General features: G+C 72.0%; 19 protein-coding genes. 8 read left to right on the forward strand and 11 right to left on the reverse strand.

Annotation, left to right across the window (positions count from 1 at the left end; translation table 11 throughout):
- Positions 1 to 78: 78 nt before the first annotated feature.
- The 4 genes from ACLJPY_RS32740 to ACLJPY_RS32755 all read left to right on the forward strand — a co-directional run bounded on the left by ACLJPY_RS32740 (position 79) and on the right by ACLJPY_RS32755 (position 3,229).
- Positions 79 to 1,104: a carbohydrate kinase family protein gene (locus ACLJPY_RS32740; protein WP_410594627.1), complete on the forward strand. Its 1,026-nt coding sequence runs from the start codon at positions 79 to 81 to the stop codon at positions 1,102 to 1,104.
- A gap of 98 nt (positions 1,105 to 1,202) precedes the next feature.
- The gene (locus tag ACLJPY_RS32745; protein WP_410594414.1) at positions 1,203 to 2,000 is read left to right on the forward strand and encodes a GNAT family N-acetyltransferase; all 798 of its coding nucleotides are present in this window, start codon (positions 1,203 to 1,205) and stop codon (positions 1,998 to 2,000) included.
- Between the two features lie 9 nt (positions 2,001 to 2,009).
- On the forward strand, positions 2,010 to 2,828 hold the full coding sequence (locus ACLJPY_RS32750) for a heavy metal-binding domain-containing protein (RefSeq protein WP_410594416.1): 819 nt from the start codon (positions 2,010 to 2,012) through the stop codon (positions 2,826 to 2,828).
- Positions 2,828 to 3,229 carry a hypothetical protein gene (locus ACLJPY_RS32755; protein WP_410594418.1) on the forward strand — a complete coding sequence of 134 codons (402 nt, stop codon included), beginning with the start codon at positions 2,828 to 2,830 and terminating at the stop codon, positions 3,227 to 3,229. Before ACLJPY_RS32750 ends, ACLJPY_RS32755 begins: the two co-directional genes overlap by 1 nt.
- On the opposite strand, the gene ACLJPY_RS32760 is transcribed toward ACLJPY_RS32755, so the two are convergent.
- From ACLJPY_RS32760 to ACLJPY_RS32775, 4 genes are all read right to left on the reverse strand, one after another.
- Positions 3,226 to 4,005 carry an alpha/beta fold hydrolase gene (locus tag ACLJPY_RS32760; protein ID WP_410594420.1) on the reverse strand — a complete coding sequence of 260 codons (780 nt, stop codon included), beginning with the start codon at positions 4,003 to 4,005 and terminating at the stop codon, positions 3,226 to 3,228. The two genes, ACLJPY_RS32755 and ACLJPY_RS32760, sit on opposite strands and share 4 nt — an antisense overlap.
- A 73-nt stretch (positions 4,006 to 4,078) precedes the next feature.
- Positions 4,079 to 4,687 (reverse strand): TetR/AcrR family transcriptional regulator, encoded by a 609-nt coding sequence (locus ACLJPY_RS32765; RefSeq protein ID WP_410594422.1) that lies wholly within the window; start codon positions 4,685 to 4,687, stop codon positions 4,079 to 4,081.
- Positions 4,688 to 4,761: 74 nt separating this feature from the next.
- The gene (locus tag ACLJPY_RS32770; protein ID WP_410594423.1) at positions 4,762 to 6,813 is read right to left on the reverse strand and encodes a PQQ-dependent sugar dehydrogenase; all 2,052 of its coding nucleotides are present in this window, start codon (positions 6,811 to 6,813) and stop codon (positions 4,762 to 4,764) included.
- A 66-nt stretch (positions 6,814 to 6,879) separates the two neighbouring features.
- Positions 6,880 to 7,749, reverse strand: a complete 870-nt coding sequence (locus tag ACLJPY_RS32775; protein WP_410594629.1) for an alpha/beta fold hydrolase — start codon at positions 7,747 to 7,749, stop codon at positions 6,880 to 6,882.
- Between the two features lie 99 nt (positions 7,750 to 7,848).
- On the opposite strand from ACLJPY_RS32775, the gene ACLJPY_RS32780 reads away from it, so the two are divergent.
- Entirely contained in the window at positions 7,849 to 8,403 is a 555-nt protein-coding gene (locus ACLJPY_RS32780) for a CGNR zinc finger domain-containing protein (protein WP_410594425.1), read from the forward strand.
- A 96-nt stretch (positions 8,404 to 8,499) separates the two neighbouring features.
- Here the strand turns inward: ACLJPY_RS32780 and ACLJPY_RS32785 are convergent, their stop codons facing one another.
- The 5 genes from ACLJPY_RS32785 to ACLJPY_RS32805 form a co-directional block, all read right to left on the reverse strand.
- Positions 8,500 to 9,354: a hypothetical protein gene (locus tag ACLJPY_RS32785; protein WP_410594427.1), complete on the reverse strand. Its 855-nt coding sequence runs from the start codon at positions 9,352 to 9,354 to the stop codon at positions 8,500 to 8,502.
- A 166-nt stretch (positions 9,355 to 9,520) separates the two neighbouring features.
- Positions 9,521 to 10,276, reverse strand: coding sequence for an SDR family NAD(P)-dependent oxidoreductase (locus ACLJPY_RS32790; protein WP_410594429.1), 756 nt, complete (start codon positions 10,274 to 10,276; stop codon positions 9,521 to 9,523).
- Positions 10,277 to 10,340: 64 nt separating this feature from the next.
- Positions 10,341 to 11,168, reverse strand: a complete 828-nt coding sequence (locus tag ACLJPY_RS32795) for an SCO6745 family protein (RefSeq protein WP_410594631.1) — start codon at positions 11,166 to 11,168, stop codon at positions 10,341 to 10,343.
- Positions 11,169 to 11,188: 20 nt separating this feature from the next.
- Positions 11,189 to 12,382, reverse strand: coding sequence for a cytochrome P450 (locus ACLJPY_RS32800; protein WP_410594431.1), 1,194 nt, complete (start codon positions 12,380 to 12,382; stop codon positions 11,189 to 11,191).
- A gap of 108 nt (positions 12,383 to 12,490) precedes the next feature.
- Entirely contained in the window at positions 12,491 to 13,219 is a 729-nt protein-coding gene (locus tag ACLJPY_RS32805; RefSeq protein WP_410594433.1) for an SDR family oxidoreductase, read from the reverse strand.
- Positions 13,220 to 13,391: 172 nt separating this feature from the next.
- On the opposite strand from ACLJPY_RS32805, the gene ACLJPY_RS32810 reads away from it, so the two are divergent.
- Positions 13,392 to 14,969 (forward strand): discoidin domain-containing protein, encoded by a 1,578-nt coding sequence (locus tag ACLJPY_RS32810; RefSeq protein WP_410594435.1) that lies wholly within the window; start codon positions 13,392 to 13,394, stop codon positions 14,967 to 14,969.
- 90 nt (positions 14,970 to 15,059) lie between these two features.
- Positions 15,060 to 15,683: an SAM-dependent methyltransferase gene (locus ACLJPY_RS32815; protein ID WP_410594437.1), complete on the forward strand. Its 624-nt coding sequence runs from the start codon at positions 15,060 to 15,062 to the stop codon at positions 15,681 to 15,683.
- Positions 15,684 to 15,740: 57 nt separating this feature from the next.
- On the opposite strand, the gene ACLJPY_RS32820 is transcribed toward ACLJPY_RS32815, so the two are convergent.
- Positions 15,741 to 16,757, reverse strand: a complete 1,017-nt coding sequence (locus ACLJPY_RS32820) for a S1 family peptidase (RefSeq protein WP_410594439.1) — start codon at positions 16,755 to 16,757, stop codon at positions 15,741 to 15,743.
- 153 nt (positions 16,758 to 16,910) lie between these two features.
- Positions 16,911 to 17,207 carry a GNAT family N-acetyltransferase gene (locus tag ACLJPY_RS32825; RefSeq protein WP_410594441.1) on the reverse strand — a complete coding sequence of 99 codons (297 nt, stop codon included), beginning with the start codon at positions 17,205 to 17,207 and terminating at the stop codon, positions 16,911 to 16,913.
- Positions 17,208 to 17,408: 201 nt separating this feature from the next.
- Here ACLJPY_RS32825 and ACLJPY_RS32830 point away from each other — a divergent pair, with 201 nt between their 5' ends.
- On the forward strand, positions 17,409 to 19,571 hold the full coding sequence (locus ACLJPY_RS32830) for a terpene synthase family protein (protein ID WP_410594633.1): 2,163 nt from the start codon (positions 17,409 to 17,411) through the stop codon (positions 19,569 to 19,571).
- Positions 19,572 to 19,645: the final 74 nt, after the last annotated feature.

The raw sequence follows: 19,645 nt of genomic DNA on the forward strand, positions 1-19,645 counted from the left end.
CCGCTGACGCAGGCTCGGGCCGACCGCCCGAATGATCGGCCCGAGTGAGCGGCCCGAGTGATCGACGTGGAGGTGCCCGTGCCGGCCGAGCCCGCACCCGACATCGATGTCTTCCTGTCCGGCCTGCTGTTCTTCGACCTGGTGTTCACCGGTCTCGAACACCCGCCGGCGCCGGGCACCGAGGTGTGGACGGGCGGCATGGGCTCGGGGCCGGGCGGCATCGCGAACTTCGCCGTCGCGCTGAGCCGCCTCGGCCTGCGGACGTCGCTGGCGGCGGCGTTCGGCACCGACGTCTACGGGCGCTACTGCTGGGACGTGCTGGCCCGTCAGGAGCACATCGACCTGTCCCGGTCGCGGCAGTTCCCGGAGTGGCACTCGCCGGTGACGGTCTCCCTCGCATACGCGGGCGACCGGGCGATGGTCACCCACGGCCACCCGCCGCCCGTCCCGGTCGCGGAGCTGGCCGGTTCGCCGCCGCCGAGCCGGGCGACGGTCGCGCACATCGGCCTCGACACGGCCGAGTGGGTCCACACCGCGCACCAGTCGGGCAGCCTCGTGTTCGCCGACGTCGGCTGGGACCCGTCCGAGGCGTGGTCGCCGGCGCTGCTGGAGCAGCTGGCCTGCTGCCACGCGTTCCTGCCGAACGAGGTCGAAGCCCTGCGCTACACCCGCACGGACACGCCGGAGGCGGCGCTGAGCAGGCTGGCGGAGCTGGTCCCGATCGCGGTCATCACCCGCGGCGGCGAGGGGGTGCTGGCGGTGGACGGCACGACCGGCGAGACGGCGGCGGTCCCGGCGCTTCCCGTCGATGTGCTGGACGCGACCGGCGCGGGTGACGTGTTCGGCGCGGGTTTCGTGGCCGCGACGCTGACGGGCTGGCCGCTGGTGGAGCGCCTCCGGTTCGCCTGCCTGACGGCGAGCCTGTCGGTCCAGCACTTCGGCGGCGCGCTGGCCGCACCGGGCTGGCACGAGATCGCCCAGTGGCACGCGCGCACCCGCAGCCCGGACTACGCGTTCCTGGACGAGGTGCTGCCGTCGGAGACGGTGGCGGGCACCCGCCGCGGCCCGGTGACCCTCGGCTTCGGCGACGACAGCTGGCGTTAGGGACCCCCCGATCACGACCTTCCGGACATCTTCCGGCTTCGCCTCGCCGGAGGTGAATCCGTGCCACGATGGGAAGAGCGGCGACGGAAGGAGGCCCGGTGCCCAAACGGGACGTTCAGGACCTGCCTCCGGCCGCGCGGGCTCGCATCGCGCGCTTCGAGGCGTCCGGGTCGAAGACGTCGCTGCTGAGCGTGCCGGGCGCGGTCGGGGCCGAGGTCGCCGGCTTCACGCCGGTCGGTGAGGTCATGGGCTGCGTCGTGCAGCAGGTCGGCTGGGGCGGCCCGAACTGGTGGGCCATCGACAGCATCCGGGTGCAGGAGGACGTCCTGCGCCGGGGCTACGCGACCGCGCTCGAGCGGCTCGCCGCGGAAGCCAAGGCGCTGGGCGCCGACGGCGTGCTCGGCATCGGGCTCACGGTCACCGACCTCGACGAGGTCACCCAGGAGTTCGTCGCACTGGGCACCGCCGTGCGCGCCCGGACCGAGCAGCGGCCGCGGCGGCTGTTCACCACCGACCTGCCGGGCCAGGACGTCGGCAAGCTGGTGCAGGCGGGCTGGGTGCCGGCCCGCGTCGCGATCGGCGTCGCCGGCCGGGCGGTGCGGGACCCGTACATGAGCCGGCAAACGACCTCGTGGGCGGTCAACGTCGAAGTCGACGCACCCACGAAAGCCGTTACCGACGCCCGGGCGGCCGCGCGCGCCGAGTTCGGCCGCGCGATCCGCGACTGCGGCGCCGACGGCGGCATCGTGTCGGACCTGCGCGTGGCCGCCTGGCCGGTGCAGGAGTTCGCGGTCATCGCGCTCGCCACCGTGACCGGCACCGCGATCGCCCGCTTCCGCGAAGGCCCGGCCGCGCCGGCCGGCGCGCTCAAGATCCTGCCGTTGAACCGCCACTGAGGAGGCTTCGTGACCACCGCGGACCCCGCCGCGCAGCACATCCCCGAGGATGCGATGCGCCGGCTCGCCGAGATGCGACCGGGCCAGAAGACCAGCCTGTTCACCTCGGACCTGAGCGTCAACGAGTTCCTCCTCGTGCGGGAAGCCGGGTTCCGGCCGCTCGGGCTGGTGCTCGGCTCGAGCATCTACCACGTCGGGTTCCAGCTGGGGCGGTGGAGCAAGAACCAGGAGCTGGACCGGCTTTCGCAGGCGATGTACCACGCCCGCGAGCTCGCGATGTCCCGGATGGAGGCGGAGGCGGACGTCCTCGGCGCCGACGGGATCGTCGCGGTCCGGCTGGAGATCGAGTTCAAGGAGTTCGGCAGCGACCTCGCCGAGTTCGTCGCCGTCGGCACCGCCGTGAAGGCCGACGAGCCCGGCGAATGGCGCAACAACACGGGGAAGCCGTTCACCAGCGACCTGTCCGGTCAGGACTTCTGGACGCTGGTGCAGGCCGGGTACGCGCCGCTGGGCATGGTGATGGGCACGTGCGTCTACCACATCGCGCACCAGCGGTTCCGGCAGGTGATGGGCAACGTCGGCCAGAACGTCGAGATCCCGCAGTACACGGAAGCGCTGTACGACGCGCGCGAGCTCGCGATGTCACGCATGCAGGCCGAGGCCGAGCAGCTGGAGGCGGAAGGCATCGTCGGGGTGCAGCTGCGGTCGCTGCCGCACCGCTGGGGCGGCCACACGACGGAGTTCTTCGCGATCGGCACGGCCGTGAAGCCGTTGCGGGCCGACCACCACATCGCCAAGCCGCAGCTCGTGCTGCCCCTGACCGACTGATGGGCGCCGAGCTGGACTTCCACCTGGTGGCGGCGGCCCTGCGCACGGACCGCGCGGACGTCGAGTCCTACCACCGGGTCCTGTCGGAGACGCTGGGCAGCGCGCTGCCGCCGGGCATGGTCGAGGTCGACCGGCACCGGACGTTCGCCGACCGGGTGGCCGGCCGCGACGGGCAGGCGACGGCGGTGCGCGTGCGGACGCCGGACCGCGTGCTGGTGCTGAGCGCCGGGAAGCACGGCGGGGTCGCGGCGGAGATCCACCAGGTGGTCCGGGGAGTGGTGATCAGCCGCAAGGAGACCGCGGTCGACGACTGGCTGACGGCGCTGGCGCGTGAGCTGACAGCACTGGCGGAGAACGACGCGAGAGCGCGAGATGCGCTCTCGCGTCTGCTCGACGGCTAGCGAGCGGCCGCCGGCTGACCGTCCAAACGGGACCAGAACGCGGTCAGGGCGTGCGCCACCGGGTGCGGGTCGGTCACCGGCCACCAGTGCCCGGTACCGGGGAGTTCGGCGATCTCGGCCCCGGCGGCCTCGCCCGCGAACCGGTGCTGCGCGGGCGTTCCGCTGGCCTGGTCGATGTCCGCGAGCGCGATCAGGGCCAGGCCGGGCCGCTGCCGGGCCTTCGCGAGGTCGCGGCCCGCCTCGGCCATCACCGGCTGGGCGGCCGACCGCAGCAGTGAGAGCACCGCCCGGCCCATGCCGTCGTCCATCCCGGCGGCCACGCGCTCCGCGACCGGGCCGGTCATCCCGAGCGCGGTGACGACCGCCAGCCGCTGCTCGAACGAGCCGCCGAAGATCTCCTTCACCGAGGCCTCGCCCGCTCCTTCCTGTTGCCACACCTGCGCCCGCGCGTGCCAGACGTAGTCCGGCGCGAAGAGGCCGAGTGCGTCCGACGCCCAGCTGCGGACCAGGTCCGGGCGGGTCATCGCGATCCGGGCGACGTGCGCGCCGCCCCAGTCGTGGCCGACGAGGTCGACCGGTTCCTTGAACTGCTCCAGCCGCGCGGTGAGCCACTCGCCGTAGCCCTCGACGGTGGCGGAGAAGCCGTCGGACGCGGGCACCCCGAAGCCGGGCGGGGAAAGCGTCACCGCGTCGTCGCGGCCCAGGGCGGCGATCAGCGGTCCCCACACGCCCGAGTTCTCCGGGTTGCCGTGCACGAGTACCAGGGGAACAGGCATCTCCACTCCTAACTTGCGTGCATGTATGCAAGTAAGTGTAGCAGCGGCCGGGGCGGGCGACCACGCCCGGAAGCTACGGCGTGACGGCGAACGCCGCGCGCACCGAGCGCGTCGCCTCGCGGATGAGGGTGGGGACGTTGCGCACCGGCGGTTGCGCGATGAGCTGCAGCCCGGTCCCGCGGACCAAGGCGACGACCAGCACGGCGGCCGCGGCCGGGTTCGCGTCGGACCGGACGGACCCGTCGGCGACGCCCTGGCGGACCACGTCCGCCAGCAGCTGCCGGAAGTCGGCGTCCCGGCGGGCGAACAGCGGCGCCAGCAGGGGGTCGGCCGCGATCGCCTCGCCCCACAGCTGCAGGAAGGCGCGCGCGGACGGCGTTCGCCGCACGACGTTGCGCAGGTACGCCTCGACGATCCGCACCAGGTGGTCCAGGCCGTCCCCGTCGTAGGCGGGGACGTCGAACCGCTGCGCCGCGTCGAGCACGGCTTCCAGCAGCCGTTCCCGGCTGCCGAAGTGGTGGTAGACGATGCCGCGGCTGTAGCCGGCGGCCTCCCCGACCTCGGCGAGCGTGACGGCGCGGGACCCGCTGCGCGCGATGAGCGCCATGGCCGCGTCCAGCACGCGCCGCTCGGTCTCGGCGCGTCGTTGCTCCTGCGTTCGCCTCGCCGGACGATCGGTCATGCGCGGTGCTCCCCTGCCGGGCTTGGTGGTCGACGAAGTGTGCCACGCTCCGCCGGCCACCGTGCCGGCCGGACCTAACCGACCGTCACCCGCAGGATCTTGTTGTGGCTGTTGTGCGGCGTGCTGTCCTTGTCACCGTCCACGCTGGTCGCCAGCCACATCCGGCCGTCCGGGGCCGGCTCGACCGTGCGCAGCCTGCCGTACGTGCCGGTGAAGAACGCCTGGAAGTTCGTCAGCGAGCTGCCGCTGAGCACCGCCCGGTAGAGCCGCGCCCCGCGCTCGCAGGCCACGTACAGGGCGTCGCGGATGATCGTGATGCCGCTGCACGAGCCCTGCGCCACCGGGTACGTCTTCTTCGGCGCGATGAACCCGTCGCACGACCCCGACGTCCCTTCGCACGACGGCCAGCCGTAGTTGCCGCCCTTCACGATCAGGTTCGTCTCGTCCATGACGCTGTTGCCGAACTCCTGCTCCCACAGCCGGCCCTGCGAGTCGAACGCCAGGCCCTGGACGTTGCGGTGCCCGTAGCTCCACACGGCGTTGTGGAACGGGTTGTCCGCGGGGATCGAGCCGTCCGGGCTGATCCGCAGCACCTTCCCGTTGAGGCTGCTGGTGTTCGACGCGTTGGCGCCGTTCTGCGCGTCACCCGTTCCGGCGAACAGGTAACGGCCGTCCGGGCTGAACCGCAGCCGGCCGCCGTTGTGGAACTTGTTGCGCGCGATGCCGGTCAGCAGGACCTGCTCGGTGCCCGTGCTCAGCGAGTCGGCGGCCGGGTCGTACTTGATCCGCACGATCCGGTTGTCGCTCGGCGAGGTGTGCATCAGGTAGAGCCAGTGGTCGGACGCGAACGACACCGGGTCGATCTCCAGCCCGGTCAGGCCGCCTTCGCCGTCGGTGCTCTGCACGTTCGGCACGGTCCCGATCGTCTTCTTGGCGCCGGTCTTCGGGTTCAGGTGGACGACGTCGTGCGCGTCGCGCTCGTTGTAGAGGATCGTGCCGTCGGGCAGGGTCACCAGGCCCCACACGACGTCGTCGTCGGTGCCGACCTGGGTGGCGCCGCAGACCCCTTGCGACGGCGTACAGCCCGACCCGCCCGGGGTCGTGACGTCCAGGACCGGCGTGCTCGGCGCGCTGAGGTTGCCGTTCCCGTCGACCGCCCGCACCTGCAGGTGGTAGGTGGTGGCCGGGGTCAGCCCGCCGAGCGTCGTGCTCGCCGTGTCGGACGTCCCGATCTGCGTGCTGCCGTCGTAGATCCGGTAGCCGGTGACGCCGACGTCGTCGGTCGAGGCCGTCCACGCCAGGCCGATCGAAGTGCTGTTCACCGCGGTCGTGTGCACGTCCGCCGGCGTGGACGGCGGCGTGTGGTCGTCGGACGGCGGCGTCTTGACCGTCAGCGTGCCGCTGGCCTGCGACACGTTCCCAGCGGCGTCGCGGGCGTTGACGTAGAAGCCGTAGCTGCCGTTCGGGGCGAGGTTGCCGCAGGTCGCCGTGAGCGCGCCGGTCGTGCTCGCGCACAGCTGGCCGTCGCGGTAGACGTCGTAGCCCGTGACGCCGACGTCGTCGGTGGCCGCGGTCCAGGAGATGGTCGCGCTGGTGGGCGTGACCCCGGCGAGCGTCGGCGTGCCGGGCGGTGACGGCGGCCGGACGTCCCCCGCCGAGCCGTAGACGCCGAATTCCTGCAGGGAGTAACCCTTCGAGGCGTCGGTGCGGCAGCGTTTCGTGCCGTACACCCGGACGTAGCGGCCGGTGCCGTCGAGGGCCGTCAAGTCCTCGACGCCGCCCTTGCCCGCGTCCGTCGCGTAGATCTTCGTCCAGGTGACGTGGTCGGCCGAGGTGTCGATTTCGTAGGCGGTGGCGCAGGAAGCGTCCCACTGGAGGCGGACGCGGCTCACGTGCACGGCCGCGCCGAGATCGACGTACATCCACTGTGGATCGACGCCGGGCGCGCTGGCCCAGCGGGTCGCGGAGTCGCCGTCCACCGCGTTCGCCGCCGGGCAGCACCCACCCGACGACGAGGCCGTGACCGGTTTTCCCTGTGACAGCAAGGGATCCGCGGCCACCGCCGGCGTGCTCGTCCCGACGGCGAGCGCAACCGCGACCGCCCCCGCCAGAATCCATCTGCGCATACCGTCCTCCATGGCTGATGACGACGGCGGAGTCGGGAAAACCCTACGAGCGCGCCGGCCCGGTGGTCAACGGGCGTCCCGGTCAACGGGCAGGACGCGCCCGAGGAAGCCCCGGATGTACCCGGCGATCGCGTCCAGGTGCGTTTCCAGGGCGAAGTGGCCGGAGTCGAGCAGGTGGATCTCGGCGTCCGGCAGGTCGCGGGCGTAGGCGCGGGCGCCGTCGGCGACGAAGATCTCGTCGTTGCCGCCCCAGACGGCCAGCAGCGGGACCCGGCTGGTCCGGAAGTACTCGTGGAACTCCGGGTACCGGCCGATGTTGTGGTGGTAGTCCGCGAGCAGCGCCTGCTGGATCGCCGCCGCGCCGGGCCGGTCGAGCAGCGCCTGGTCGTGGATCCAGACGTCCGGGCTGACCAGCGCCGGATCGGGCACGCCGTCGAGGTACTGCGCCTTGGTGGCCTCGAGGGTGACCATGGCGCGCAGGTCGTCGTCGGACAGCGTGCCGGCGGCGAGCTTCTGCGGCAGGCCGGCACCGAGGCCGTCGACGTAGGCGTTGCCGTTCTGCGTGACGATCGCCGTCACCCGGCCGGGGTTCCCGGCGGCGATGCGGAGGCCCACCGGCGCGCCGAAGTCCTGGATGTAGAGGGCGAAGCGGCCGAGGCCGAGCTGGTCGAGCAGGGCGAGGGTGAGTTCGGCGAGCGCGTCGAAGGTGTAGGTGAACTCGCCGGTGAGCGGCGCGTCGGAGGCGCCCGAGCCGAGGTAGTCCGGCGCGACGACGTGGTAGCGGTCGGCCAGCGCGGGGATGAGGTGGCGGAACATGTGCGAGCTCGTCGGGAAGCCGTGGAGCAGCACGATCGTGGGGGCGTCGGCGGGTCCGGCCTCCCGGTAGAAGAGCCGGTGCCCGGCGACGGTGGCGTAGCGGTGGTGCACGGTGACCATCGTGATCTCCTGTCTCATGGTTATTTTGTTAGTTATCCATGAGACCGCGTAAGCTGTCAACCGTCAGGGACACTTCGGGGACGGACACGGGAGGCGGACATGGTCACGGCGGCACCCGGCGAGGACCGCTCGCCCGCACTGGCACTGGTCAACACCCGCCGAGTGGAGGCGGACGACCTCGTCTCCCCGGGCGCGGCGGCGGACTGGTTGCGCGAGCGCGGCCTGGCGGCGGAGGTCCCCGACGCGGCGTCGCTGAGCCGCTTGACGGAGCTGCGCGCGGCGGTCCGCGAGCTGCTGGCGGCATTGGCGGAGGACCGCACCCCGGCGGCAACGGCACTGGAGACGGTGAACGCGGAAGCCCGCGCGGACACGGCGGCCTTGACGCTGACCTGGGCCGACGGTCCTGCGCGCGAGTGGCACAGCAGCCGGCCGGGCGGCCTGGACGCGGCGGTGGGCGCGGTGGCGCGCGACGCGATCGAGGTGGTGAGCGGGGAACTGGGGGCGATGGTGCGCGCGTGCGAGGCGCACGGGTGCATCAGGTACTACGTGCGGGAGCACGCCCGCCGCCGCTGGTGTTCGACGACGTGCGGAGACCGGGTCCGGGCGGCGCGGCACCAGCGGCTGGTGGTGGAGCAGCGCGGAGGAGGCGGGTGATGCGCCGACCAACGATCGGGCTCGGCACAGCACGGGCGAGCCAGGGGCACCGGCTCACCTCCGACCTCGCGGAATAGCGCCGACCGGCTCGTCAAATCAGGCGGGATCCGCCTTGAGCTTTATTTCGTGCACTTGAAGCGAGTGAGCACCGAACCCGAAGTCGTGCGCGAGGAACCAGGAAAAATCGAGGGTCAGCGTTGTGGCCGTCGGCGCCGGCCTGCCCGTGAACGTGATCACCGCTCTGACGGTAACGCCGTTTGCCGGGACGAGCAGGGTTTGATCATTGGCAACGGTGGATGGCTGCAGGGTCTGGCCGCCGTCATCGACCAGTTGACAATCGTGGCCCACTCCGACATCCACGGCGGTCGGGGCTCGGCTGACGGCGGATATCCGCACCTTCGTGTAATGGTCGGTCACGCCGACGCCTTCGACGGTGATCGTCATCGAATCAGCACGGCCGGCGACCGGAGAAACGAGACGCTCGGCCCGGACGGTCTCGTTGCCGGTCACGTAGCCGACGCCCCACGAGATCCCGTACGCCGCGGCTCCGGCTACGACGATGAAAACCAGCACTCCCAGAACCCGGCCCGCCGCGGTTCCGCCTCGGTCGTACGAAGGAGCGCCCGCTCGGCCCCGGCCCGGGGCCGGTTCTTCAGCAACCGATTTCCAGTAATCGAGCAGCAGGGGGATCAGGCCCGCGACAACGGTACAAACCGAGGAGAACACCGGACCGACGTCCTTGAACCAGTTGACCGCTTCGCCGACGAGCAGACCCACGGCACTGAAGACGAACACGACCAGCGGCGAAGGGCCTCGTCTGCCCGCCCGTCGTTGGCGGACCGGCGGCCCCGTCGGCCTTTGCGGCTGCCGCAAGTAGGCCTGCTGACGTTCGTACTGTTCCCGTCTGTACCGATCTTGATTTTGCTGGAACCAGTCGTTCGGTCCGTTCATTCCCGCTCCCCGCGTGACGGTTCGAACCCGCCATGGTGCCTGATCAAAAGACCTCGAGCTCACCTCTATCTGCAATTCCCCCGAAAGTATTAATACACAATCACTCGGATTCGAGCAGCTCTCACCGCTCCCGACGACCGGACCGCCCGGCTGTCACGAACGTCCGTCAGTCCACCAGGGCGCCGCAGCTGATGTTGACGGTGGCCGCCGTCATCGTGCGGGCGCGGTCCGAAGCCACGAAGGCCGCCACCGCACCCACGTCGGCCAGGGTGGCCGCGCGGCCGAGCATCGTCTTGCCCGCGATGTTCTCCTCCAGCTCCGCCCGGCCCGGGAAGTCCGCCGGGAGCGTCTCCGGGATGCCGCCCGTCCGGAGCGTCACCGTGCGGATCCCGTGCGGGCCCAGCTCCGCCGCGAGCTGGCGGCGCATCGCTTCGAGCGCGTGGAACGCCACCTGCAGCCCGCCGACCGCGAACTCGCGGACCGGCTCGGCCGCGCCTCCGAAGAACAGGATCGCCCCGGACCGGCGGGGAATCATGTGCCGGGCCGCCGCGCGGGCGGTCAGGAACTGGGTGCGCACCGCCGTCACCACCGGGCGCTCGTAGTCCGCGAGCGCCATCTCCACCAGCGGTGTCCCCTGCACGTCGCCGTGGCCGATGAGGTTGATCGAGACGTCGATGCCGCCCTCGGCCGCCACGGCGGCCGCGTGCTCGTCGACCGCGCGTTCGTCGAGGGCGTCGACCACCGCCACCTCGGCGCGGCCGCCCGCCGCCCGGATGCCGCCGGCCAGCTCGGCCAGGCGGGACCGGGTTCGGCCGGCCACGAACACCCGCGCACCTTCCCCGGCGAACGCGGTGGCGACGGCCGTGCCGATCCGCCCCGCGGCGCCGTAGACGATCGCGTTCTTGCCGTCGAGCAAACTCATGGAGTCCTCCGATGTCCGGGTGCGTGCACCGGTGCGTCGAACGGCCGGGGCCGGAATCGACGGCTCAGGGCCGCGGCACCCCCATCGGGTTCGGCACCGGCACCACGCCGCTGTCGATGACCGCCCGGCTCAGCGGGACCGCCAGCTCCAGCAGCCGCTCGACCTCCGCGCCCAGCGCCACCACCGGCGCCGCCGCCAGGCGGTCCGTGTCCGCCTCGACCCTGCGGCGCAGCTCGCGTCCCGCGTCCGTCAGAGCCCCACCGGCGTCGAGGATCCCGCGCGTCCGCAACCGGTCCACCGCGGCCTCCCACTCGGTGTCCGACCAGCCGCGGTGGGGCTGGATGTCCGGGCGGCCGATCACTCCGTCACCGATGTGGGTCAGCGTCGTCTCCAGGCCGGCCAACCCGGCGTGGACCGCCGCCAGGACGTGCCCGTCGCCGCGGTGCTCGCGCAGGATCGTCGCCGCCAGCCACAACCTCGCCAGTGGGTCGGCCGGTTCCGCCACCGCCGCCCACGCCGCCGCCAGCGGGCGGCCGCCGAACTCGCACGCGGCCACCGCCCGCCACAGCAGCGCGTTCAGTTCCGAGACGTCGCCCGCCACCCGGCTCAGCGCCGACGAGACCGCCTCGAGCCGGGTGCGGACGACCTCCGGCGGCGAGGCGAACGACCACGCGTCCGGCAGCGCCCGTGCCACCATCGCCGGTGCGAAGCCGAACAGCACCGCCGTCGCCGGGCCGGGACCGATCGGGCCCAGCGGCGCCAGGCGCCCGGCGAAGTACCCCATCCAGTACCCGCGCAAGCCGGCCGCCTTCGCCGCTTCGGCCGTCTCGGGCGCGAAGTAGACGACGGCGTGCAACGGTTCCACGGCGGCCCAAAGGCGGCGAGCTGTCACGACCTGAGACACCCGGCCATTCAACCCCAGGCGACCGGCAGCTCACGAACTCCGTACACCAGCGTGTTGTGCTTGTACGCCAGCTGCTCCCGCGGCACCGCGAGCCGCAGGTCCGGCACCCGGCGCACCAGCCCCGTCAACGCCTCCTGCAGCTCCACCCGCGCCAGCTGCTGCCCGACGCACTGGTGCGCCCCGAACCCGAACGCCACGTGCGTCCGCGGCGACTCGCGGCCGAAGTCGAGCTCGTCCGCGCGCGGGAACACCGACTCGTCGCGGTTGGCCGAGTTCAGCGCCGCCACGACCCACTCCCCCGCCCGGACCGCGCGCGAGCCGACCCGGACGTCCGCGGTCGCGTACCGCAGCACGCCGAACTGGACCACCGACAGGTACCGCAGCAGCTCCTCCACCGCCCGCTCCGGCGCGGCGAGCACCCCCGCGCGCTGCTCCGGGTGCTCCAGCAGCACCAGCGTGCTCAGCGCGATCATGTTGGCCGTCGTCTCGTGCCCGGCGACCAGCAGGCTCAGGCCGAGCACGACCAGCTCCTCCATCGTCAGGGCGTCCTCGGCGGAAGACAGCCTGCTGAACAGGTCGTCCTGCGGATTCCGCTGCTTCGCGACGAACAACTCGGCCAGGTAGCCGGAAAGCGCGTCGTACGCCTGCTCGCCTTCCTCCCGCGTCGCGTCCGTGCTGACCAGCGTCGTGCTCTGCTGCTGGAAGTGCGATCGGTCGGCGTACGGGACGCCGAGCAGCTCGCAGATCACCAGCGACGGGATCGGCAACGCGAAGTGCTGCACCAGATCGGCCGGCGAGCCCTGCGCGAGCATCGCGTCGAGGTGGCTGTCCACCAGCTGCCGGACGTACCCGCGCAGCGCCTCCACCCGCCGCACGGTGAACTCCGCGATCACCTTCTTGCGCAGCCGCGCGTGGGCCGCGCCGTCGAGCTGGATGATCGACCCGGGGCTGACCTCGAAGTCCAGGTCCGCGTTGGGGTTCACGTGCACCGAAGACGCGCCGCGCGAGCTCATCGTGCGGTCGGCGAGGACCGCGCGGACGTCGGCGTACCGCGTCACGAGGTGCGCGTCCATGCCCGCCGGGCAGCGCACGGTGGAGGTGGGCGCGGTTTCCCGGAGGGACGCGTACTCGCCGGGCGGGTCGAACGGGCAGCCTGCCGTCCGGGTGGTCGGGAGGGCCGGGCTTGCGGGAGCGGCCGTCACGGCGGATCACCTCTCTCTTCCGGTGGTCTGTCACTTCCACCATGGAGAGGACCGCGGCCGCCGTGGGGCGGCCGCGCCACTTGCGACCCGGATGGCCTAGCAGTACACCTAGCGGGCGCCGTAGGCACCGCCGTTCACGTGCACGACCTGGCCGGTGAGGTGCGCGGATTCCGCCGCGGCCAGGAACAGCACGGTGCCCGCGATCTCCTCGGGACGGCCGGCCCGCTGGTTGACCGCCACCGAAACCCGGGCCTGCACCCACTCCTCGGTCACCGTGCCGTGGAAGAACTCCGTGTCGAGGACCACGCCGGGCGCGACGACGTTCGCCGTCCCGCCGGCGCCCAGCTGCCGGGCGAGGTCGGTGTTCCACGCCTCGATCGCCGCCTTCGCCGCGCCGTACGAGCCGGAACCCTGCTTCGCCGCGATGGAACCGAGAGTCACTACACGCACGTTGTCCGCGAAGCGCGGCTTCAGCGCCGCGGTGACGAGCACGGCGGACAGCACGTTGGCCTCGAAGTTCGCCTGCCACGCGTCGGCGAGGCCCTTCAGGTCACCCGGTGCGGGCGCCTCCCGGACCCGGTCGGTGTTGCCGCCGGCGTTGTTGACCAGGACGTCCACCCGGGCCGGCAGGTCCGCCAGCGCGGCCTGCACGGCCGCCGGGTCGCTCGCGTCGAACGCCACCGCCCGCGCGCCGATCTTCTCCGCGGCCGCTTCGAGGACGTCCGTGCGCCGCCCGGTGACGGTCACCTGCTCGCCCGCCGCCGCGAACCGGGCGGCGATCGCCAGCCCGATACCGGTGCCGCCCCCGGTGACCACGATTTCCCGCTGTTCGCTCATGCCGCCATCTTCACCGAGGAACTCCCCGCCGCACCGGGTTTTCCCGCCGAGCGGGACACCGAACCCCGGTTCGTTAGGAAACTTTACGAATAGGTCTTGACGGGCCGCCGCCGCCCGGCGAACCTGGAGCGACGCCGCAGTCGTTGTCCGCCCCAGCCCTCCCGGAGGCAGCATGACCCGGCGCGCGCTCGTGCTCGTCGTGACCCTGTTCCTCGCCGTCGCCGCCGCCCTCGCCGGTGCGGCCACGGCGAACGCGGCCACCACCCAGCCGACCTTCCTCACCTTCTACGGCTGGTGGGACAACACCCCGCCCGGCGGGGACATCTCCTACCCGCAGATCCACGGCACGGCCGGCGGCAAGGGCACCTACGCCGACCCGGTCACCTTCGCCACCAGCAGCGACGAACTCAAGCCCGGCACCAAGGTCTGGGTCCCGCGGGTGAAGAAGTACTTCATCATGGAGGACGGCTGCGACGAGTGTTCCGACGACTGGAACAGCAAGGGCCCGAACGGCGGACCCGGCCTGCGCCACATCGACCTCTGGCTCGGCGGCAAGGGCGGCAGCGCCTTCGACGCGATCGACTGCGAAGACGCGCTCACGCACTACAACCCGGACAACACGCCGGTGCTGGAACCGGTCGTCGTCGATCCGCCCTCGAACGAGCCGTACGACGCCACGCCGATCTTCGACACCACCACCGGTGAGTGCTACGGCGGCGCGAAGCCCAACACCACGGTCGGCCAGTACAAGAACAACTCCACCGGCACCTGCCTCGAAGCCCCGGGCAGCGGCACGACGCTGAAAGTGGCCGCGTGCACCGGAAGCGCCGCGCAGCGGTTCACCTTCCACGGCGCCTTCCTCGTCATCGACGACAAGTGCGCCGGCATCTCCGGCAGCTCGATCGTGCTGCAGACCTGCACCGGCGGCCCGGCCCAGCAGTGGTCGATCAACCCCGACGGCACCATCTCCGACATCCAGACCAGCAGCAAGTGCTTCCGCGCGGCGGGCACCACGCTCACCGCGGGCAGCTGCTCCGGCACCGCCGCCCGCTGGACGTTCACCGCGGCCGGCACCGCGGGCCTCAGCGTGACGCCGTCGTCGGTGTCGGTCGCGCCGGGCGCTTCGGCGACGGCCACCGTCACCTCCACCGACGCCGTCACGCTGGCGGCGAGCGGCGCGCCCGCGGGCGTCACCGTCGCCTTCTCCCCGGCGTCGGTGCCCGCCGGCGGGACCTCGACGGTCACGGTCACCGCCGCGGCCACGGCGTCCCCCGGCTCGGCGACGCTCACGCTCACCGGCGGCACGAAGACGGCTTCCCTCGGCGTCACGGTGACCGGCAGCGGTGGCCAGGAAACCCTGCTGTCGCAAGGCAAACCCGCGACGGCGTCGTCGACCGAGTCGTCGTCCTACCCCGCCGGCGCGGCCTTCGACGGCAACCTGACGAGCACGCGCTGGGCGTCCAAGGAAGGCAGCAACGCGGAGTGGCTGCGCGTCGATCTGGGCGCCACGGCTTCGGTCACCCACGTCAAGCTGACCTGGGAAGCCGCGTACGGGAAGGCGTACAGCATCCAGACGTCCGCCGACGGCTCGACCTGGACGACGATCTACAGCACCACGACCGGCAACGGCGGCACGGACGACCTCACCGGGCTGACCGGCAGCGGCCGGTACGTGCGGATGAACGGTGTCACGCGCGGCACGTCGTACGGCTACTCGCTGTACGAGCTGCAGGTGTATGGCACGGCGTAGTTCGGACGGCGGAGTTGCCATTCCGGCAACGGAGTTTGCCTTCTCGGGGACGTCTTCCGCATGCTCGGAGGACGTCCTTGAGGAGGAACCATGCCCCACGACCACCCGATGACCGTCGACGCCATGCTCAAGCAGGACTTCTGGGAAGCGATGTACCAGCGTGACGAGCACCGGATCTGGAGCGGGAACGTCAACGCCAACCTGCGCACCGAGGTCGAAGGGCTGAAACCCGGGCACGCACTCGACCTCGGCAGCGGCGAAGGCGGTGACGCGATCTGGCTCGCGAAGCAGGGCTGGACGGTCGACGGTGTCGACATCTCGACCACCGCGCTCGCCCGCGCGGAAGAAGCCGCCGCCGAGGCGGGCGTGACGGTGAACTGGCGGCACCGCAACATCCTCGAATGGCAGCCGGAAGCGCAGTACGACCTCGTCTCGGCGCAGTACATGCACCTCCCGCCCGACCTGCGCCGCGACGTCTTCACGGCGGCCGCGGCGGCCATCCGCCCGGGTGGCTCGCTGCTGGTCGTCGGGCACTCGCCGCGGGCCATGCGGCAGTTCGACGGCCAGAAGCCGCCGGAGGAGCTGTACTTCGAGCCCGAGGAGATCACCGGCTACCTCGGCGACGCCTGGCAGTGGGTGGTCGAGACGTGCGAGACACGCGGCGAGGGCCACCACACCGACGCCGTCTACCGCGCGCGGCGGCTCGAGGCGTGAACGCGCGAGGGCCCGCCCACCTCCCCCGACGGAAGGTGCGCGGGCCCTCGTCCCGGGTCAGGCGAGCTCGAGGCCGTACGCCTGCAGTTCGCGGGTGAGCGGGTAGAAGTAGCTGGTCACGGTGTCGCCGCCGGAGAGCGTGCCCAGGCCCGTGGAGCCGTCGTAGGCCGGGCCGCCGGAGTCGCCGTGGTCGGTGTGGGCGGTGGTGCCGAACTCGTGGTCGAGCACGCCGACGTCGAAGTTGACCGACTCGTCGACCGAGGTCACCTCGCCGCTGCCGCCACCGGTGGTCGAGCCCTGCTTCTGGATCTGCTCACCGACGGTCGGGGCCGCCGCCGACGTAATCGGCTGGCCGGTGTTGATCTCGCCGGGTCCGGTGCCGTTCGGACGGGTCAGCAGGCCGGAGTCGGCGCCGGGGCAGTCGCTTTCGACGACCTGGGCGCCCGAGACGTCACCGCCGGACCAGGTGCCGCCGAGGTTCGTGCAGTGACCCGCGGTGAGCAGGAACGGCGCACCGCCGCGAGTCACGTTGAAGCCCAGCGAGCAGCGGCCCTGGCTGTTCTGGATGGCGTCGCCGTCGGCGATGTACAGCGACAGCTTGCCGGCGCGGTGCTCGACGCGGACGCTGTCGCCGTACTTCGCGGCGGCCGCGGTGACCTTGCCGGCGGTCTCCTTGCTGGCCGCGTCGTAGACCTTCACCACGACCTGGTTGTTCTTCGTGTCGATGCCCCACGCGGTCTGCGGCACGTCCTTCACCGCGTCCAGCTGGTCCTTGACGCTCGTGAGCGCGGCGAAGGTGTGCTTGACCTTCTTCGCGGTGAAGCCGGCGGCCTGCACGCGCTGGAGGGCGGCGTCGTCGACGACGTTCACGACGGCCTTGCCGTTTTCCAGGTAGACGCCGCCCGAAGCGGCGCCGAGCGCGTCCGCCACCTGGGTGGCGCCGGCGATCGCGCGGGCCTGCAGTTCCGCGGGGGCCAGGGGGGACGCGGTGGCCGCCGAGGCACAAACACCGCTGGTCAGCGCGGCGGCCGACAAGACGGCGAGGGTCCTGAGGGCGGTCTTCCGGGGAGTCATCAAACTTCCTCCAGGGTGGGCGTTCGGAGCCTGTGCCGACACTTTCGTTGCCAGGCAACCAACGCACTACCGACGAAGGTTGGTTAATAACCAAGGGAACCGGACATACCGCTCAGATCACCCGGACGGCCCAACGGTCGTCCCGCTTCCGGCCTACTCGCGCGGCCAGCGGACGTGGTCCTCGTAGCCCGGGTTCTTCCGCAGGTACCCGGCGATGAACGGGCAGACCGGCACGATCGTCCGGCCGTGGGCGACGACGTCGTCGAGCGCGCCCGCCGCCAGCACCTTGCCGAGGCCCTGCCCGGAGAACGCGTCGTCGACCTCGGTGTGGGTGAACACCGTGAGGTCACCGCGCCGGTCGTACCGCGCGATCCCGGCCAGCTTCTCCCCCGCCCACAGCTCGTAGCGGTTTTCGTCCGGGTTGTCGACCACCCGGTTCTCGTCGGTCATCTGCGCTCCTCGCTCGGGGACTTCCCCCATCGTGCGACGGCCCGCCACCGCGTGCCGATCGGACCCGGGCCGCGCTGGGCCGGCCGGGGGAAGCACCTGTCCCGTTCGTGTGCATCGCGGCTGTTCCCCTTGGCGGACACCGCGGCCGGCTGGTTGCCTCGCGGTGTGCCCGAGCAGCCGTTCGTCCTCCCCGAGTTCTACATGCCCCACCCGGCGCGGCTGAACCCGCACCTGGACCGGGCCCGCGAGCACAGCAAGGCGTGGGCGCGCGAGCTCGACATGATCGACGTGCCGCAGCACGGCACCGTGATCTGGACCGAGCACGACCTCGATGCCCACGACTACGCGCTGCTCTGCGCGTACACCCACCCCGACGCCGGCGCCGAAGAGCTGGACCTGATCACCGACTGGTACGTCTGGGTCTTCTACTTCGACGACCACTTCCTCGAGCTGTACAAGCGCACCGGCGACATCGACAGCGCGCGCGGCTACCTCGACCGGCTCGAGCTGTTCATGCCCGCCGAAGGCGAGATCACCGCGACGCCGGAAAACCCGGTCGAGCGCGGCCTCGCCGACCTGTGGGGCCGGACGGTCCCACACCGGTCGGCGGGCTGGCGGCGCCGGTTCGCCGAAAGCACGAAGGCGCTGCTCGACGAGTCGCTGTGGGAGCTGGCCAACATCAACGAAGGCCGGCTCGCGAACCCGATCGAGTACGTCGCGATGCGGCGGAAGGTCGGCGGCGCGCCGTGGTCGGCGAACCTGGTCGAGCACTCCGTGCACGCCGAGGTCCCGGCCGGGATCGCCGCGTCCCGGCCGATGGAGGTCCTGCGTGACTGCTTCGCCGACAGCGTCCACCTGCGCAACGACCTGTTCTCCTACCAGCGGGAAGTGCAGGACGAAGGCGAGCTGTCCAACGGCGTGCTCGTGTTCGAGGAGTTCCTCGGGCTGAGCACCCAGCAGGCGGCCGACGCGGTCAACGACCTGATCACCTCGCGGCTGCACCAGTTCGAGCACACGGCGCTCACCGAGGTGCCCGCGCTGCTGGACGACCACTGCGTCGACCCGGCCGCGCGGGCGGCCACGTTCGCCTACGTCAAGGGCCTGCAGGACTGGCAGGCCGGCGGGCACGAATGGCACCTGCGGTCCAGCCGGTACATGAACGAAGGCGCCCTGGCCGGCCGCGGCGGCCCGGATCTCGGGGGTACCGAGAGCCTGGGCACGTCGGCGGCGCGGATCTTCTCCTCGGCGCTCTCGACCGCGCCGCAACGGCTGCGGGCCTACAGCTCGACGCCGTTTTCCGCGGTGGACGTGCCGCGGGCGTCGCTCGAACTGCCGTGGCCGCCGCGGCTCAGCCCGCACCTCTCCGAGGCCCGCGCCCGCAACGTCGACTGGGCGCGGCAGCAGGGCTTCCTCGACGGCGTGGTGTGGGACGAGCGCAAGCTGCGGGCCGCCGACCTGCCGCTGTACGCGGCGGGCATCCACCCGGACGCGACGGCCGGCGACCTCGACCTCACGAGCGACTGGCTGACCTGGCGCACCTACGCCGACGACTACTTCCCCCTGGTGTTCGGCGCGACCCGCGACCTCGCGGGCGCGAAGGCGGCCAACTTCCGGTTGCCGGCGTTCATGCCGGTGGCCGGCGGGCCGCTGCCCACGCCGTCGACGCCGCTGGAAGCGGGCTTGGCCGACCTCTGGCCGCGGACCGCGCCGGGGCGCCGGCCCGCCGTGCGCCAGGCGGTCGAGACGATGACGTCGAGCTGGCTCTGGGAGCTGGCGAACCAGGCCCAGAACCGCATCCCGGACCCGATCGACTACGTCGAGATGCGCCGCCGGACGTTCGGCGCCGACCTCACGATGAGCCTCTCGCGCGGCCACGCGGTGCCGCCGGAGCTGCACCGGACGCGCCCGGTGCAGACGCTCGAGCACGCGGCGGCGGACGTGGCGGCCCTGGCCAACGACCTGTACTCCTACCGCAAGGAGATCCAGTACGAAGGCGAGCTGCACAACGCGGTGCTGGTGGTGCGCAACTTCCTGGACTGCACGGAAGAGCGCGCGGCCGAGGTGGTGACCGACCTGATCCACGCCCGCTCGGCGGAGTTCGACCACACGGCGGCGACCGAGCTCCCGGCCCTGTACCGCGACGAGGCCACCGAGGCAACGCTGCTCGGGTTCGTCCGGGAGCTGCGCGACTGGATGGCCGGGACCGTGCACTGGCACGAGAACTCCGGCCGCTACACCGAGCCGGAACTGGGCTACCACCCGGCGCCGGTCCCGGTCCCGGTCCGCGACACGGTTTTCGGCGGCCCGACCGGCCTAGGCACGTCCTCGCTGCGCATCTCGGCCCTGCTGCCCACCGGTCACTGACCGATCCGACCCTCCAGGCACGCAAGCCGACCCGCCAGGTACGCAAGCCGACCGTCCGAGTACGCGAGCCGACC

The sequence above is a fragment of the Amycolatopsis sp. lyj-23 genome (assembly GCF_046549135.1).
In the GTDB taxonomy this organism is placed as follows: domain Bacteria; phylum Actinomycetota; class Actinomycetes; order Mycobacteriales; family Pseudonocardiaceae; genus Amycolatopsis.

Coding starts and splice junctions, on each gene's coding strand:
- ACLJPY_RS32825 (WP_410594441.1), bottom strand. CDS start 17,207: ATGACCGACGAGAACCGGGTGGTCGACAACCCGGACGAAAACCGCTAC.
- ACLJPY_RS32755 (WP_410594418.1), top strand. CDS start 2,828: ATGGGCGCCGAGCTGGACTTCCACCTGGTGGCGGCGGCCCTGCGCACG.
- ACLJPY_RS32790 (WP_410594429.1), bottom strand. CDS start 10,276: ATGAGTTTGCTCGACGGCAAGAACGCGATCGTCTACGGCGCCGCGGGG.
- ACLJPY_RS32820 (WP_410594439.1), bottom strand. CDS start 16,757: ATGACTCCCCGGAAGACCGCCCTCAGGACCCTCGCCGTCTTGTCGGCC.
- ACLJPY_RS32780 (WP_410594425.1), top strand. CDS start 7,849: ATGGTCACGGCGGCACCCGGCGAGGACCGCTCGCCCGCACTGGCACTG.
- ACLJPY_RS32775 (WP_410594629.1), bottom strand. CDS start 7,749: ATGGTCACCGTGCACCACCGCTACGCCACCGTCGCCGGGCACCGGCTC.
- ACLJPY_RS32765 (WP_410594422.1), bottom strand. CDS start 4,687: ATGACCGATCGTCCGGCGAGGCGAACGCAGGAGCAACGACGCGCCGAG.
- ACLJPY_RS32785 (WP_410594427.1), bottom strand. CDS start 9,354: ATGAACGGACCGAACGACTGGTTCCAGCAAAATCAAGATCGGTACAGA.
- ACLJPY_RS32810 (WP_410594435.1), top strand. CDS start 13,392: ATGACCCGGCGCGCGCTCGTGCTCGTCGTGACCCTGTTCCTCGCCGTC.
- ACLJPY_RS32815 (WP_410594437.1), top strand. CDS start 15,060: ATGCCCCACGACCACCCGATGACCGTCGACGCCATGCTCAAGCAGGAC.
- ACLJPY_RS32805 (WP_410594433.1), bottom strand. CDS start 13,219: ATGAGCGAACAGCGGGAAATCGTGGTCACCGGGGGCGGCACCGGTATC.
- ACLJPY_RS32760 (WP_410594420.1), bottom strand. CDS start 4,005: ATGCCTGTTCCCCTGGTACTCGTGCACGGCAACCCGGAGAACTCGGGC.
- ACLJPY_RS32770 (WP_410594423.1), bottom strand. CDS start 6,813: ATGCGCAGATGGATTCTGGCGGGGGCGGTCGCGGTTGCGCTCGCCGTC.
- ACLJPY_RS32830 (WP_410594633.1), top strand. CDS start 17,409: ATGCCCCACCCGGCGCGGCTGAACCCGCACCTGGACCGGGCCCGCGAG.